Origin of the sequence: Methylobacterium sp. E-005 (assembly GCF_022829725.1) — a bacterium.
In the GTDB taxonomy this organism is placed as follows: Bacteria; Pseudomonadota; Alphaproteobacteria; order Rhizobiales; family Beijerinckiaceae; genus Methylobacterium.
Map to the genome: position 1 here is coordinate 1 of NZ_JAKSYG010000115.1, position 14,851 is coordinate 14,851.

The following is a 14,851-nucleotide window of genomic DNA, read 5'->3' on the forward strand; positions in this document are numbered from 1 at the left end:
ACCCTGCGAGATCAAGACATCGACCTGCCGCAGCTTAGCAACGATCTCTTCAGCCGTATGCTTCTTCCGTCCCATGACGACATCCTCCACATGGCTCAAAGCCATACCTCAGGGAGGACCACTTTTCAGGGGGCAGGCCAATCGTCGACTACGCGCACGGCCGCCTGCGCTTCGACTACATGCAGGCCGACGCCACCCGCAGCGCCTTCGATGGCCACGCCCAACAGGTCGGGGTGTGCCGCGACTTCGCCCACCTCGCCATCACGCTATGCCGGTGCATGAACGTCCCGGCACGCTATGCCGCCGGCTACCTCGGCGACATCGGCGTGCCCAAAGATCCCGCACCGATGGACTTCTCGGCGTGGTTCGAGGTCTATCTCGACGGCCCGGCGGGACCGCGCTGGTACACGTTCGACGCCCGGCACAACCGGCCCCGGATCGGCCGCATCGTCATGGCATATGGACGAGACGCCATGGATTGCGCGATCACGACGAGCTTCGGCCCCGCGCCGCTCGCCGGGTTCACGGTCCGCACCGACGAAGTCGTCGACGGCGTTTGAAGGGGACCGACCGGCCGAGGGGGTTAGGGCGTGCGCAGGTTCATGGACATCCTGTCGAGCCACGGCCTCGGCCCCGTAGGCCGCTACGTGTCGCCCGTCCTCGCCGTCGCCGTCGCGAGCCTCCTCCGATTCCTGGCGCCGCTCGACGTCGCACCGTTCCTCCTCTACCTGCCGCTCGTGTTCCTGATCACGCTCGCCCTCGGTCGGGGCCCCGGCGCGGTCGCGGTAGCTACCTCGCTGCTGGCCGCGGCGTGGTTCTTCCGCCGGTCCGACGGGACAGTCTCGCTCAGCCCCGGGCAGGTCATCGCCCTCGCGCAGTACCTCGTGGTCGGCGCCGCGATGGTCTGGATCTGCGACGCCCTGCGTCGGACCATGCTGGAGCGCGAGGTGACGCTCCGGCACCTCGACACCGCCAACGCCGGCCTGCGCGTCGGAAAGGCGGAGCTTGAGGACGCCCGCCGGGACGCCGAGGCTGCGCGCGAAGCCGCCGAGGACGCCAACCGAGCCAAGAGCAGCTTCCTCGCCAACATGTCCCACGAGTTGCGCACCCCGCTCTCGGCGGTGATCGGCTACTCCGAGATGCTGGAAGAGGAGGCGGAGGAGCTCGGCCAGGACGGGCTGCTGAAGGACCTCGGCAAGATCAAGTCGAACGCCAAGCACCTGCTCGGCCTCATCAACGACGTGCTCGACCTATCCAAGGTCGAGGCGAACAGGATGGACACCTTCGCCGAGGACATCGACGTCGAGGCGTTCGTTCGCGACGCCGCAGGGACGGTCGACGCCCTGGTCGCGAAGAAGGGCAACCGCCTCATCCTTGACCTTGGCGACGGGCTGGGCCTAGCCCGAACAGACGCGACCAAGCTGCGCCAGTGCCTGTTCAATTTGCTGTCGAACGCCGCTAAGTTCACTGAGGGCGGCACCATTACGCTCCGGGCTCGCCGCGAACCGGGTCCCGCAGAGGACGGCCTCGTTCTCGCCGTCGAGGACACCGGCATCGGCATGAGCCCGGGGCAGGTCGAGCGGCTGTTCCAGCGCTTCGTCCAGGCCGACGGCAGCACGACGCGCAAGTACGGCGGCACCGGGCTGGGCCTCGCACTGACCAAGGCGTTCGCGAACTTGTTGGGGGGCGACGTCGCCGTCGAGAGCGAGGTCGAGCGCGGCACTCGGTTCATCCTAACGGTGCCGACGACCCTGCCCGAGCCCGATATTCAGTCCGGGTCGGACGAGCCTGGGATCGCGACGGCCCTGGAGGGAAGCGGGCGGGGGCTGATACTCGTCATTGACGACGAGGAGAGCCAGCGCGACCTCATGGGCCGCTTCCTGCAGCGGCAAGGCTTCTCGGTGCGCACGGCCGCGGACGGGCGCACAGGCCTCGACCTCGCCCGGGCTCTGATACCGAGGGGCATTCTGCTCGACGTGATGATGCCGGATGTTGACGGTTGGGCCGTGCTGGCATCTCTGAAGTCCGACCACGGCACTCGGGACATCCCGGTCGTGATGGTGAGCTTCGTGGCCGACGCGGCCCTCAGCGCGTCCCTGGGCGCAGCGGACGCGTTGCCCAAGCCCGTGGATTGGGCGCGGTTGAAGGGGGTGCTCGACCGCTTCGGCCCAGGGGCCGGTGACGTCCTCGTGGTCGACGACGACGCGGATATGCGCGGCCGACTGCGCGCGGTCCTCGAACGCGACGGCTGGGCGGTGCGTGAGGCCGGCGACGGCACGGAGGCCCTCGAACGCGTAGCCGAGGCAAGGCCTCGCGTGGTGCTGCTCGACCTGACGATGCCGGTGATGGACGGGTTTACGTTCCTGCACGAGATGCGGTCCCGGCCGGGCTGCGAGGACATCCCGGTCGTCGTGCTCAGCGCCCGCGACGTGTCGGGCGAGGAGCGGCGCAGGCTTGCGGGGGCGGACCGTGTGCTGCGTAAGGGCGACGCGAGCCTGCAGTCCCTGGTCGCCGAGGTCGACCGGCTCGGACACGCCCCCGAACGGCATGATGCCGGCAGGACTTGATGCAATTTTCGAGTATCGAGTTAGGCGCGGGGCGGACAGGAAAACCGGAGGACGACCAGCCACGCCCTCGTTTCCTGATCGCCCCCCTTTTTCGATGACCTGCCTACCGTTCGCCCCGGGCCGCCTCAGTGCGCTCGACAGCCAGGCGCAGGACGCGCGATAGGTCCGCGACCGAGTACGGCTTGCGCAGCAACTCGAAGCCGTGGCTGCCCTCCTCGGCGAGCACGTCGCTGTAGCCCGACGTAAGCACCACCGGCAGGTCCGGATGCCGCCTTCGGATCTCGCGGGCCAGGGCGATGCCGTTCATGCCGGGCATCACCACGTCGGTGAACACCACCTCGAAGCGGAAGGGGACGTGCTCGATCTCGGCCAGCGCCTTCTCGGCGTCCGTGGCCCAGACGGTCTCGTACCCAAGCTCGGCGAGCGCCTGGTTCGCGAAGGAGCCAACGTCCAAGTTGTCCTCCACGACGAGCACGCAGGTGCCGTGCCCCTCCGCCAACGGTGCAGGCTCATGCTCCTGTGGCCCCCCGACCGCGGCTTGGCGCGCCCGCGGCAGATAGATCGTGAACGTGGTGCCGCGTCCCGCCTGGCTCCGGACCACGACCTCGCCGCCCGACTGCTTGGCGAAGCCGAAGACCTGGCTCAAGCCGAGTCCGGTACCCTGACCTACGCCCTTGGTCGTGAAGAACGGCTCGAAGATCCGGTCGAGCACGTCGGCGTCGATGCCGGTACCAGTGTCGGCGATGGACACCGCCACGTAGTCTCCCGGCACGGCGGCGTGGGCGCGCACGGCCGGGATGACGTCTGCCGGGCGCACGCGGATGTCGAGCCGGCCCTCGCCGTTCATCGCATCCCGAGCGTTCACGACCATGTTGACGAGCGCCGTGTCGAACTGGCTCGGATCGGCATCGACGAGGCACGGCGATTCCCGTCCCGCCGCTTCGCGGAACGGCTCGATGCAAGTCGTTACCGTGATGCGCGCGCCCGTCAGCGTCCCGACCATCTCGGAAACCGAGGCGACGCTGCGCCCGACGTCGAACACCTCGGGCTTGAGCGCCTGGCGCCTCGCGAAGGCGAGGAGCTGCCCGGTAAGCTTCGCGGCGCGGTCGACGGTGTCAGAGATCGCCCCGACGTAGCGATCGCGCCGGTCCGAGGCCAGGTTCGGGCGCCGGAGCAGGTCGGTGGAGGATTTGATCACTGTGAGCAGGTTGTTGAAGTCGTGCGCGACCCCCCCGGTCAACTGCCCGACGGCCTCCAGCTTTTGAGACTGACGGAGTTGTTCCTCCAGGGCTCTCCGGTCGGTCACGTCCCGGCCCGAGGCGTAGAAATGGTCGTCGCGGGGGACCACGTTCCATGAGACCCAGCGGTAACCTCCGTCCTTCGCCCTGAGGCGCAGGTCGATGTCGTCGAGCTCGCCCGTGGCCACGACCCGCTCGAACGCCCGCTCGGTCATCTCCCGGTCATCGGGGTGGACGAGGACGTCGAATTGACCGCCGACCAACTCCTCGGACGACCATCCGAGGGTATCCGTCCAGGCCGGGTTCACCGCCCGGTACAGGCCATCGTAGCCGCAGACGACAAGCAGGTCGCGGCTCGCGCGCCAAAGGGTGTCACGCTCCTCGGTTCGCTCACGGGCGGCCGAGGCGAGGTGGTCCTCAAGGTTGCGGCGGTCCGTGATGTCGTTGAACAGGATGGCAACCTGGCGGCGTGCAGGTTCCCCGACACGCAGGGCGTGGACGTCGAACCATCGGCCTAGCGCGACCGCGCCGCTCTCGAACCGCCTCGACGCCCCCGTCATCACAACCTCGCCGTAGGCGTCGAACCACGACCGTTCGAGGCCCGGGACGACTTCGCTGATCCAGCGTCCGGTCGCATTCCTGATGCCGGTGTGCCGCTCGAAGGCCGGGTTCACCTCCAGGAAGCGGTAGTCGGCCGCGTGGCCCCCGGCGTCGAACCTCATCTCGACGATGCAGAAGCCCGCGTCGACGGCGGCGAACAGGGCCTGGTACCGCGCCTCGCTCTCGGCGAGCCGCTCCTCCTCGGTTCGGAAGCGCGTGACGTCGAGCTGGCTGGCGAAGAAGTACCGTAGCTCCCCATCCGGCGAGAAAACCGGACTGACGTAGAGCTCGTTCAGGAACGGCGTGCCGTCCCGGTGGTAGTTCACCAACTCTACCACGACGTCCCGCCGTGCCGCGACGGCGTCGCGAACCTTCGCCACGTCTCTCGCGTCGGTGCCCGGTCCCTGGAGGAAGCGGCAGTTGCGACCGATCAACTCCTCGGCGCTGTAACCGCAGAGTTCCTGGAACGCCCTGTTCGCGAACACGATGGGGTTGTCAGGCAAGTTCGGGTCGGTGACGATCTGCGGCATGCGGGTCTTTTCCGCCGCCGTGAACAGCAGGTCCGTGGCGGCCGCCGAGGTGCGCTGCCCCTCCCGCGGCGCATGGACGTATACCCCTTTACCCCGCAAGCGCTCGATCTCGGCGTTCGCCCCGCGGAGCAGTCGCCGCAGTTCCTCGACCTCGCCTTCCATCGTTTCCCGTTCCCGGCCATGGGCCACCGACCCTGGCCGCCGGTATCACAACTATCCCGCGAGCGCTCTGCTCCCCTGCCGCGGCGTCACGGTCCCCGGGATTTTCGCCTCAAGCCATCATCCGTCGCATCGTGGCCGTGACCTCGTCCCGCTTGTACGGCTTCTGGAAGAACACGCCTCGCGCCGGCAGCTCCTCTGGCCGCAGCTTGCGCTTGCCGGAGACGATGATGAACTCGATGGGGGCCAGCGGTCTCGGACGGCGACCGCGAACTGCATCCCGTTCAGGCCACCCGGCATGTCGATGTCGGTGAACACCACGCGGATGTCCGGCCGGCCCTCAAGGATGCGCACGGCTTCGGCGGCGCTGGCCACATGAACGGCCTCGAACCCGGCATCCTCGACCAGGTCCACAGCCATCATGCGCTGCAGGGGCTCGTCCTCGACCACGAGGACGACCAAGCTCGCCGGGGGCATCGCCTGACCCAAACCCACCTCCTCAGGAATGCTGCAACTGGACGAGGGGCGCGCGCATCGTCGCCTGGAACCCGGACGGGGGGTAACGGAGGTCCCCCCCCCGTTCCAACGAGCCCGAGGCCGATCAGACGGGACCCGAACCCCTTGCGGCCGCCGCCCGCCGGCGGGGCGACCGGCGGCCCGCCCCGCTCGGCCCAATCGAACGTGACCTCCCTGGCCTCGCATTCGCCGTCGAGTCGCCAGTCGACGGCGACGCGGCCCCCGGGTGACCCTGACCCAGCAAACTGGTCCGCGTCGAGCGCAAGTTTTTCGGGCATCCTGAACCCTGAAGGAGGGTGGATGCCATGCCTCGCAAACTCTTCACGAACGAGCAGATCGCCTTTGCCCTGCGGCAGGCGGAGAACGGTGCGACGGTGGACGAGATCTGCCGGAAGATGGGTGTGTCCGAGCCGACATTTTATCGCTGGAAGAAGCAGTTCGTCGGCATGGGGGTGCCGGAGATCCGGCGGCTGAAGCAGCTGGAGGACGAGAACAGCAAGCTCAAGCGGCTGGTGGCTGACCTGACACTGGACCGCTCCATGCTGCAGGACGTGCTCAAGCGAAAGTGGTGAGGCCCGCCGCTCGCCGTGAGGTCGCCGGTCACCTGCAGGTGGCCTATGACATCAGCGAGCGTCGGGCCTGTCAGGCCACCGGCTTCGGCCGTTCGTCTCAGCGTTACCGCAAGCGCGCCGATCCGCAGGTAGCTCTGCGCATGCAGCTGAAGGAGCTCGCTGCTGCACGGGTGCGCTATGGCTACCGGCGGCTGCACATCCTGTTGCGACGGGAGGGCTGGGTGGTGAATCACAAGCGCACATACCGGATCTACCGGGACGAAGGGCTGTCGATCCGGCCCAAGCTGCCCAAGCGCAAACGGGCCTGGCGCTACCGACAAGGGCGGCCCGCGATCGGACGTCCAAACGAGGTTTGGGCGATGGACTTCATGTCCGACCGCCTGTTCGACGGGCGTCCGTTCCGGATCCTGACGGTCGTCGATTGCCATACGCGAGAGGCGCTCTCGCTCACACCGAGAGCTAACTTCCGCGCCTTCCTGGTGACCGAGGCCCTGGACGCACTGGTGAAGCTCCGCGGTCGTCCAAAGAGCCTACGGGTTGAAAATGGGCCGGAGTTCGCCGGGCGCATGCTTGACCGATGGGCCTACCTGAACGGGGTCGAGATCGACTTCTCCCGACCGGGTAAGCCGACCGACAACGCCTACATCGAAGCGTTCAACGGCCGCCTACGGGCGGAATGCCTGAACGCTTCGTGGTTCCTATCGCTGGCCGATGCCCGTGAACGCATCGAGGACTGGAGGTGCCACGACAACGAAGATCGACCCCATACGGCCATGGGCGGCTTGACGCCCCGAGCCTTCGCCAACCAAGCTGTCACAGCCCGAGAACTTGCATAGGTCGTGGACCATAAACCGGGTCAACTCCAGCCTACTGCGCACTAACTTCGAACATGGGCCACCGAACGGGGGCAGGCTAGGTGCTGATTGGACAACCTCCGGAGGTCGGCGTGCGGCACGAACGCGACGAAGGAACGCGTCACCGCGGCCATGCCCAAATCAGCCATGGGCAGATGCAGGCTCTGCAGATCCGGTAGATCGCCGGGCACATGGATCGACAAGATCTGACGCCGTCCATCCGTCCAGGATCACGCAGCAATGGGCCGACGTGCCACCTTCGTATTTGATGTCCCGAGAGGCTTCGATCGTCCGGATAATGAGCGGCAAACCAAGGATCGCGCGCTCATCTGCGTCCGGCAGCAATGCGCGGCCTCCCAGCCTGCGGACCAACAGGCTAAAGGGGGATTTGGATGATGCCATCGTATCACGCTGCGTCAGGCAAACGACGTACCCTTGGTGCGGGCGCGAACTGCCGATCCTCCCAGTCCTGCAACCAATCCGAAATATTGTATTCAGTTGCAACCTGCGCCCGCAGGTGGACGAGGCGGCGGTATCAGGCTCATTCTTGAGCAACCAGCGTTCCAGCTGTTGACCACGTAGCGGTGCAGGGAGATGCACCCAGGGGCGGTGATGGCTGGCTCGAATCATTTTGGTCAGCGTGCGGCTGCACGACCTCCTTCTCGTGGTACGGATGCGTGCTGCGCAGCAGCGGTTCCGTCAGCACGCGTAAGCTTGTCAGCAGCAAGAGGCCGCAACAGCGCAGCACACCATGCCTTGGCCGCAGAGTTGGAGTTCCGAGCTGGGCTGTGCGACCAGAGGGTGTGCATCTATCAGGTCTGCAGCCAGATGGTCGACAAACATATGGATGGTGACAGCGAAGATAAGATCGATCTAACGACTGAGGATGAGGACGAGCAGCTCAACCTGGACCGATTCGCCGGTCAGGCGCTGGTACTGTGGGATCTACTCGAGGATCTAGACCCTGCAAGCGCAGCAAGGCTGCGTCCCAAGCTGCAGATCCTACTTGCGGAGGTGGGTCGGATCATCGCTTCGGAGATGGCGATGGTCTCAGTTGATCTTGACTCTGATGGCGATGATCTACACTAATTCTTTAGCGCTTGTTTGATATTCGTCAGCTGAATTTTGGCGACAGTTGTCACAATCGAGAGCACGTTTTCGCGCATGATCTCATCTGTGATACTCATGAAAGCCGTAACCAACTGCATGACTTGCGGATCGTCGTAAACCGTCCGAACATCCTCTCTATCGATACCGTCCATCATCCGGTCAGCGAAGAACGTCTCGACCGGCACCTTCAGCAGATCGGCTATTGTCTGCAGCCGCCCGGCACCGATGCGGTTGCGGCCCTTCTCGTACTTCTGCACCTGCTGGAAGCTGACGCCGATGGCTTCGCCCAGCGCGGTCTGGCTCATGCCTCGCGCGACCCGTAGTGTCGCAACACGGCCGCCAATCGTGCGGTCAATGTCGGTAGTCGATTTCGGCGCTTTCATCGTCATCGTGGGGGTAGCCTCAGCGCGACGGGTGAGGGGCCGTCGCTGTGTACGCGCGGTCCGTTACGCACCTGAGGATTGTATACGATCGTACGGTGCAACCGCAATCGTGACGAGGCAACACTACTGTCGGATGTGGCATGCCAAGGTAACAGGTCCGTGATCGGACGCGCTCAATCAGCTATGAAGGCGCGATGCCGCGTCGGTCCTGCCAGACCCCAAACAATTGCTCTGCTGCCGGCCGCGGCGGCCCTTGCCGAACCTGCGACGCGGACGCGATCGCGCGTCACGCCGTGATCCTGCGTCAGCGCATCGTCGCGAACCGAACTGAGGGGCGCTCGCCATATGCCCAGCGCTCCGCTTAGAGTGAGGGCCAGGAGAATGGGTCCAGCCCCGAAGCCTTGGAGAAGAGCTACTCTGCAGCCGCTCCGACGCTATCGGCCATTTTCGCTCCCCGCGTGCCGAGAGGCTGAGGCTCGCCCACCGTCGTGTCCTCAGCGGTCTGATGTTCCATCTCGGCGTTCACCTGGGCGCCGAGCAGCACTATCGTCGTCGAAATCCAGATCCAGGTCATGAAGCCGATCGCCGCGCCAAGCGAGCCGTAGGTCTTGTTGTAGCTGCCGAAGTTGGCGACATACCATGAAAACAGCAGCGAGCCTCCGAGCCAAAGTACCGCCGCGACGGCGCTACCGCCGGTGACCCAACGCCAGCGGGGCGCATCGCGGCTCGGGCCATAGCGGTACAACACCGCCAAGCCGCCGAGCACCGCGAGCAGGAGTAGCGGCCAGCGCAGCAAGGCGAGCCACCACGCATCCTTGCCGATGCCGATGAACTCGAACACGACCGGAAGCACAACGACTGCGGCGAGCGCCAGGATCAGGAACACCAACGCGCCGGCGGTAAACGCCAGCGAGACGAGGTTGAGCACGACGAAGTTGCGCTTCTCGCGCTCGTTGTAGACGAGATTGAGCGCGTCGAAGATGTGCTTCATGCCGCCGTTGGCACTCCACACTGACAGGGCGATGCCGATGATCAGGCTCAACCCCAGCGTGGCGTTGCCTTTCTGGTCCAGCGCTTTGATCTGTTCGCCCACGATGTCGAGCGCCCCCTGAGGCAGGATGCCCTGCAGGCTGACAAGTTGGTCGTTGATGGTCGAGGCATCGGCTACGAGGCCGTAGACGGACACCAGGGCTGCCACCGCGGGGAAGATCGCCAGCAGCGCGAAGAAGGTGACACCGGCCGAGACCAGCATGATCCGGTTCTCGCCGACATCCCGGTAGGTACGCAGCGCGATGTCCTTCCAGCCCTTAGCCGGGATCTCGGTGGGCTTCGACGCCTGGCGGCCGCGGTCGGCCTGGTTCCGTGCTACCTCGTGGGCCTCGCGCCCGGAATGAGAGGGTGACGCTTGCCGCGCATTGCCGTCACCCTCGGTGCTGTTGGGTCTGGCCGTGGCGGAGCGGCGCGGGAGCGCTACGAGGCCGAGGAGCGCGGTGGCGAGTGCCAGCGTCCAAACCATCGAGGCTTGTCCCCCAGGCTCGCGGGACGGTCCTGGGTTCGAGGAGAGAGGAGCCATGGTTGGATCGCTGCCTTGCAAACGGACGCTGAAGATCGCCGCCGTAACGACGAGCCGTCAAACCGCGTTGCAGGAAATGCTACGTTAATCCTGGGGTTAAGGCCAAGTAGAACGCACAAGAGACCTGTATCAGGCGCTCCCACCTCGCACTTCTAATCCGCCGGCCTGAGGTTCAGCCGCGCACGCAACGTTTTGCCCGGCTTGAAGTGCACGACCCGCTTGGCCGCGACGGCGACGTTCTCACCCGACCGCGGGTTGCGGCTGGTGCGCGCCTCACAATCCCGTATTCCGAATGTGCCGAAGTCGCGCAGCTCTACGCGGTCGCCCTCCGCGAGAGCGCCGGCCATCCTGTCGAGGATGGCGTCGCCCCCCAGCTCGACGTCCTTAGCGTAGAGGTGTGGGTTCTGCGCCGCCATGCGGAGGACGAGCTCGGACCGGATCATGGGCCACAGATGCCGTGACGCTCATCGAGGAGCAACCGCACGGGGGCAAGCTAAGGTTTCATTAACAATCTCGCGTGAGAAATGCCTTCGACGTCCGGAAGCCATTCGGGGCGCCTCCCTTACCTCGCCCGCCCGGTTCGCCGCGGCGGGCTCTTTCGTGTCGCGACCCCGCGATCAGTTCCACGCCCTGGGCCGATTGCCGACGAAGGACGCTATGCCAATAGCGTCGACCATCGCATCAAAGGCGGCACGTGCATCCGCATCGGTTGCGAACGTGTTGTCCCAGCGGATGCAGCCGGAGGTGTGAACCACCTCCATGCGCCAACATTCCGGCATGCCTGGAAAGCGATAGATCTCGACCTCGACCGTTTCGCCATCCCGCGTGACGGGACCGGATAGAGAAGAGTGTTCGAACTCGCAGTTTTCCTCGCTCATTCCTAGCCTGCCTTCGTGCTCGCTTTTCGGAGCGCGCCTACCAGGAATGATCCCGGCCTGGGACGCCTCCAACGCTGGTTCACCGACGGCCCGATAGCCGGTCGCGTGCATCTTGTCCCTTAGCCGCATTGCGTATCGCCTGGGCTCATCGCTGGTGAACTCAGACGCTCCCCCGCCCGGTAAACGGATAGCGATGAGGTTGAGCCTCAGATGTTTGTAAGCGCTGGCGGGGATGGCCCGTACCGCTCTTCAAGCTCGACGCGGCCCGCGTCGGTGATCTCGTACTCGACGCTGTTGGCTGCCGGATCCGATCGGCCAGTGCCTGCGACCAGGCCGAGGGTCTCCAGCCGTCGCATGGAGACGGAGATTTGATAGAAGCGCGGTCCCAGCGTCGAGAGGGCCTGTAGGCGAGAGAGGCTGCTGGGCGCGAGTTTGTGCATCGTCCACCAGTGTACCGAACGCTAGCTCCAGCGCCAGAAGGCGCGGCGTTCCCCCGACCTATGAGCAGATCGGCGCGGGGCCAACGGGCGAGGATCACGGTGGGGTCGGATGTGCTGCCATGATGGCCGCCGCCAGCACTATCCTGAACGCGCTCTCGCGTTGCCCGGACTGCTCAACTATCGCGAAGGCCGGTGACGCATTCACGAGCGCCGCCAGGTCGAGGCTGTGTCCGCTAGCGAAGCTACACAGCCCGCAGGCGCCGTTGCGGGCCATCTCGTCCCCGACGATCCGCAGGACCGCGAGTTGCCCGGTGGTGAACCTCGACGCGAGAGCGGGCGGCATCGGGCCGGAACACGCCAGCCGACGGCGGCGCTCGATCGCCACGGATCGCTCAGGAGCCCGCTGATAGGGCTTGGGCGGGAACAGCGTCACACGGCCGAGCGGGATGCCGACGGGCGCCACGGTATCGCGCACGGCGCTGCTGCGGGTGTGCAGCAGCTCGGCTAGGCCCTGCGCCTCCTCATCGGTGATGGTCTCGGCGGCGTGAGCCTGCCAGATGGTGCGCGACAGGCTGTCGAGCTGCGCGAGCGTGCGCGCGGCCTCGATCGCCGACCGCATGGTGGCGTGAAACATCGAACCCGGTCCCTCACGGGCCGCGGCTAGGGTCCAGGCAAAGCCTTCCCGTTGACGGAAACAGGTTCCGTCTTGACTCCCGGCGGGAGTTCATGCGTTGTGGGGGACGTATCACCGGCCCCACTAGGCCCCAGGTTTTCAGCAGCCTCTTCCTTGCCGGGAAGGGGCTGTTGGCTTTTCAGGGTCTATCTCGCGGCGATGGTCTCCTGAATGGCGGCCGCGACTCGCTAGGGCTGGCGCGGCCGTGACCGCCCATGTCGGCTGGGCCGCACGGTTAAGTCAACTTTGGCATCCCAGCAGTCGACATCGATCGCCGCCGCCGTATGCTGCTGAACCAGCGGTCGGAGACAAGGTCGGATCGCGTCACCACAGCAGCGGACCGTCTCATGCGCCTCTCGACCGTTCTCGCCGGCCTGTGCCTCGGAGCTGCGCTGCCTTGCGCTGTCTTCGCCCAACCGGCCCAGAAGCCCGTTCCTCCGACCACCCCGGATCCGGCTCTGGTGAAAGTCGCGCGGGAGACTGTCGCGCAGATGCAGGGCGACCGAACCGCGACGCTCAACGCCATGGCCGGGCCGATGGTCGGCATGATGCAGCAGATCGGCATCAAGGAGCCCGATAAGGCGCAGGTGTTGGTTCAGGAGGTCGTGCTACCGACGCTGACCGCGCACTACGACGAACTGCTCGACTTGCAGGCCCGCGGCTTCGCCACAGTCCTCAGCAAGGACGATCTGCAGGCCATCGCGGCTTTCTACGCTACCCCCGCCGGCAAGCACCTCGTTGCAGCGCAGCCGCAACTCGCGCAGGTGCAGCTGACTGGTATGCAGCAGTGGATGCAGTCGGTGATGCCTGAGATGCAGGGCAAGATCGCCAAGGCGGTCCAAGCGCATGGATGGGCGCCGGGCGGACAGGCAAAGCCACACTGAGCACGGGTGTATCAACGTCAGGGAATGATCAGCGCGCCTATGCCTCCCGGACCACCGACTGTCGCCGACCTGCGCAAAGCCGGCATCATTACGAGCCAGGAGGTGGTCGCCGCGATTGACCTCTACCTGCGGGATCCGGCAGCCGGCCCCTACCGGTTTGCCAGTGGGCACAGTATCGACATCGCGGCGCTCGTGAACGCCACGCCGGCCTTCGGTGCGGTCGACCGCTCAGGGCCGCAGGAGAAGGCGTTCCGGACCGTGCTGGCCGCTGCCGTCATGTCGGCGCATCCGACTGCGTCTTGAGCTGCCGCTGCTCTTGGCATCCCGCGATCTGCATTAGGACGAAGACTCGACCGGTGTGACGCTACTACCCTGGTCTCGACCGCCACCACGTGGCACCCCGCGGACATGACAAAGCGAGATGCTCTGACCTGCGAAGTGCAGATTGATGGGGCGTGGTGCGCCGTTAGCCTGGATGAGGCTGCGATCAACCATCCGATGGATGTGAAACGCTGCCCGGCATGCCATGGGCAGGTGATGATCCTCGGGGCCTACAGCGGACCCAACGTCCGCCGCTCCATGTCACACAGGAGGTCGCACAACGGATGCCCGCGGCAGGCCAACGGCTACACCGGCACGCCGTCACCGCACCCGCAGGCGTTAAAATAGCAAAAGAAAACCCGCTTCAGCAGATGCCGCGCGGGTTCAAGGGGTCTCTTGGGAGGAAGGGAATACCTATCCGTGCGGAGCCTCCGGCGGCATTACCCACGCGGCAAGCCAGGGTCGCGCTCAGCGTATGTACCCGCTACGCTGACCATGATCCGATCCGAGCTTGTCGCCCGCATCACGGAGCAGAACCCGCACCTATACGCCAAGGACGTCGAGCGGGTGGTCCACCCCATCCTCGACCGGATCGCTGACGCCCTGGCGGACGGCGACCGCGTTGAGCTGCGCGATTTCGGCGCTTTTACAGTACGAGACCGCGACGCGCGTACCGGCCGCAACCCGCGCTCGGGCCAGAAGGTCCTCGTACCGGCCAAGCGGAGCGTGCATTTCAAGCTAGGCAAGGCCATGCAGGCGCGGCTGAACCCTAAGGCTGCCAGACCTCATGCCGCATCTACTGCGGCGACCATGTACACATCAGATTGATACCCGCGATGCAATCGGAAGTCGAAACAATATACGCTATTGCGCAACTTACAGGCGAGGCGTAGGCCTATTGTGTCGGCTTCGGTCGACCACCACGCTCGCCCGCAGATATGCCCCTCAGCTGTAGAGGGCGAGCGTGGGTGCGATGCCCCTCCGCCCCGTAGGATCGAAGCTGCCGCCCACAGAACTCTTCCGTTGACCGAACCTGTTCAACGGAGGTGATCGGCTGCCTGCGTTCGCGTTGCCGTATCGGAGCGCTCGGCATACGGCGAACGCCCCTCGGCTCGGTTCGCGGTGATGCGCTCGCGTAGCATCACGGCGCGCCGTGCGATCGCCTCCGCGTCGCAGGTTCGGCAGGGACCGCCACGGCCAGCGGCGTGGCAGTTGCTCGGGTTTTGGCAGGTCCGGCGAAGCATCCAGGCGATTATAGGCGTCGCTTCCGATAGCCGTCACGCTCATGCGGCGGCAATCCGATGACATAGTGCTGCCGCGCTTGCCGGGGTATCGGCTCAGCGAGGCCAAGTACGGGTAGCAACTATCTCAGGATCGGGACACCGCAGCAACTCGTCGCCGGCAGCTATCGACCGATTCTGTTGAAAAACTCGGGTGTTGCAGCGGTTGTGATGAGGTGATTCACTCCTGTCGAGAGACGGAGATCGAAGCAGATGATGGGACCTCGGCAAGTCGAGCAGGGTGCCCTGTTCTACGAGTTCTCGCTCGACACC

The 14,851-nt window shown here is 65.6% G+C and carries 12 protein-coding genes and 2 pseudogenes; 7 read left to right on the plus strand and 7 right to left on the minus strand.

The window, feature by feature from the left end; genetic code table 11:
* Positions 1–140: 140 nt before the first annotated feature.
* Positions 141–560: pseudogene (locus tag MKK88_RS13800) on the plus strand (transglutaminase-like domain-containing protein); the annotation flags it as partial.
* A gap of 30 nt (positions 561–590) precedes the next feature.
* Entirely contained in the window at positions 591–2,567 is a 1,977-nt protein-coding gene (locus MKK88_RS13805; RefSeq protein ID WP_244000568.1) for a hybrid sensor histidine kinase/response regulator, read from the plus strand.
* 103 nt (positions 2,568–2,670) lie between these two features.
* Here MKK88_RS13805 and MKK88_RS13810 read toward each other — a convergent pair whose 3' ends face one another.
* On the minus strand, positions 2,671–5,097 hold the full coding sequence (locus MKK88_RS13810; RefSeq protein WP_244000570.1) for a PAS domain-containing sensor histidine kinase: 2,427 nt from the start codon (positions 5,095–5,097) through the stop codon (positions 2,671–2,673).
* Positions 5,098–5,206: 109 nt separating this feature from the next.
* Positions 5,207–5,571: pseudogene (locus MKK88_RS13815) on the minus strand (response regulator).
* A gap of 344 nt (positions 5,572–5,915) precedes the next feature.
* On the opposite strand from MKK88_RS13815, the gene MKK88_RS13820 reads away from it, so the two are divergent.
* Both MKK88_RS13820 and MKK88_RS13825 read left to right on the plus strand, forming a co-directional pair.
* A protein-coding gene (locus tag MKK88_RS13820; RefSeq protein WP_244000572.1) for an IS3 family transposase occupies positions 5,916–7,018 on the plus strand; the annotation gives its coding sequence in 2 pieces (ribosomal slippage) (positions 5,916–6,177 and positions 6,177–7,018; 1,104 coding nt in all).
* Between the two features lie 846 nt (positions 7,019–7,864).
* The gene (locus MKK88_RS13825; RefSeq protein ID WP_244000573.1) at positions 7,865–8,125 is read left to right on the plus strand and encodes a hypothetical protein; all 261 of its coding nucleotides are present in this window, start codon (positions 7,865–7,867) and stop codon (positions 8,123–8,125) included.
* On the opposite strand, the gene MKK88_RS13830 is transcribed toward MKK88_RS13825, so the two are convergent.
* From MKK88_RS13830 to MKK88_RS13850, 5 genes are all read right to left on the minus strand, one after another.
* Entirely contained in the window at positions 8,122–8,535 is a 414-nt protein-coding gene (locus MKK88_RS13830) for a helix-turn-helix domain-containing protein (protein WP_244000575.1), read from the minus strand. The genes MKK88_RS13825 and MKK88_RS13830 overlap by 4 nt on opposite strands.
* Positions 8,536–8,941: 406 nt before the next feature.
* The gene (locus MKK88_RS13835; protein WP_244000588.1) at positions 8,942–10,102 is read right to left on the minus strand and encodes a YihY/virulence factor BrkB family protein; all 1,161 of its coding nucleotides are present in this window, start codon (positions 10,100–10,102) and stop codon (positions 8,942–8,944) included.
* 152 nt (positions 10,103–10,254) lie between these two features.
* Complete coding sequence (locus MKK88_RS13840; protein WP_244000577.1) at positions 10,255–10,545, minus strand: HU family DNA-binding protein; 291 nt, start codon at positions 10,543–10,545, stop codon at positions 10,255–10,257.
* 174 nt (positions 10,546–10,719) lie between these two features.
* Entirely contained in the window at positions 10,720–10,980 is a 261-nt protein-coding gene (locus MKK88_RS13845) for a hypothetical protein (protein ID WP_244000579.1), read from the minus strand.
* 534 nt (positions 10,981–11,514) lie between these two features.
* Positions 11,515–12,054 carry a hypothetical protein gene (locus tag MKK88_RS13850; protein ID WP_244000580.1) on the minus strand — a complete coding sequence of 180 codons (540 nt, stop codon included), beginning with the start codon at positions 12,052–12,054 and terminating at the stop codon, positions 11,515–11,517.
* A gap of 323 nt (positions 12,055–12,377) precedes the next feature.
* Between MKK88_RS13850 and MKK88_RS13855 the strand changes: the two genes are divergently transcribed.
* The 3 genes from MKK88_RS13855 to MKK88_RS13865 all read left to right on the plus strand — a co-directional run bounded on the left by MKK88_RS13855 (position 12,378) and on the right by MKK88_RS13865 (position 14,126).
* Entirely contained in the window at positions 12,378–12,977 is a 600-nt protein-coding gene (locus tag MKK88_RS13855; RefSeq protein ID WP_244000582.1) for a DUF2059 domain-containing protein, read from the plus strand.
* Between the two features lie 102 nt (positions 12,978–13,079).
* On the plus strand, positions 13,080–13,280 hold the full coding sequence (locus tag MKK88_RS13860; protein WP_244000584.1) for a hypothetical protein: 201 nt from the start codon (positions 13,080–13,082) through the stop codon (positions 13,278–13,280).
* Positions 13,281–13,793: 513 nt separating this feature from the next.
* Positions 13,794–14,126: an integration host factor subunit beta gene (locus MKK88_RS13865; RefSeq protein ID WP_244000586.1), complete on the plus strand. Its 333-nt coding sequence runs from the start codon at positions 13,794–13,796 to the stop codon at positions 14,124–14,126.
* The last annotated feature ends 725 nt before the right edge of the window (positions 14,127–14,851 follow it).

Coding starts and splice junctions, on each gene's coding strand:
- MKK88_RS13810 (WP_244000570.1), bottom strand. CDS start 5,097: ATGGAAGGCGAGGTCGAGGAACTGCGGCGACTGCTCCGCGGGGCGAAC.
- MKK88_RS13825 (WP_244000573.1), top strand. CDS start 7,865: ATGGTCGACAAACATATGGATGGTGACAGCGAAGATAAGATCGATCTA.
- MKK88_RS13830 (WP_244000575.1), bottom strand. CDS start 8,535: ATGACGATGAAAGCGCCGAAATCGACTACCGACATTGACCGCACGATT.
- MKK88_RS13835 (WP_244000588.1), bottom strand. CDS start 10,102: ATGGCTCCTCTCTCCTCGAACCCAGGACCGTCCCGCGAGCCTGGGGGA.
- MKK88_RS13840 (WP_244000577.1), bottom strand. CDS start 10,545: ATGATCCGGTCCGAGCTCGTCCTCCGCATGGCGGCGCAGAACCCACAC.
- MKK88_RS13845 (WP_244000579.1), bottom strand. CDS start 10,980: ATGAGCGAGGAAAACTGCGAGTTCGAACACTCTTCTCTATCCGGTCCC.
- MKK88_RS13850 (WP_244000580.1), bottom strand. CDS start 12,054: ATGTTTCACGCCACCATGCGGTCGGCGATCGAGGCCGCGCGCACGCTC.
- MKK88_RS13855 (WP_244000582.1), top strand. CDS start 12,378: ATGCTGCTGAACCAGCGGTCGGAGACAAGGTCGGATCGCGTCACCACA.
- MKK88_RS13865 (WP_244000586.1), top strand. CDS start 13,794: ATGATCCGATCCGAGCTTGTCGCCCGCATCACGGAGCAGAACCCGCAC.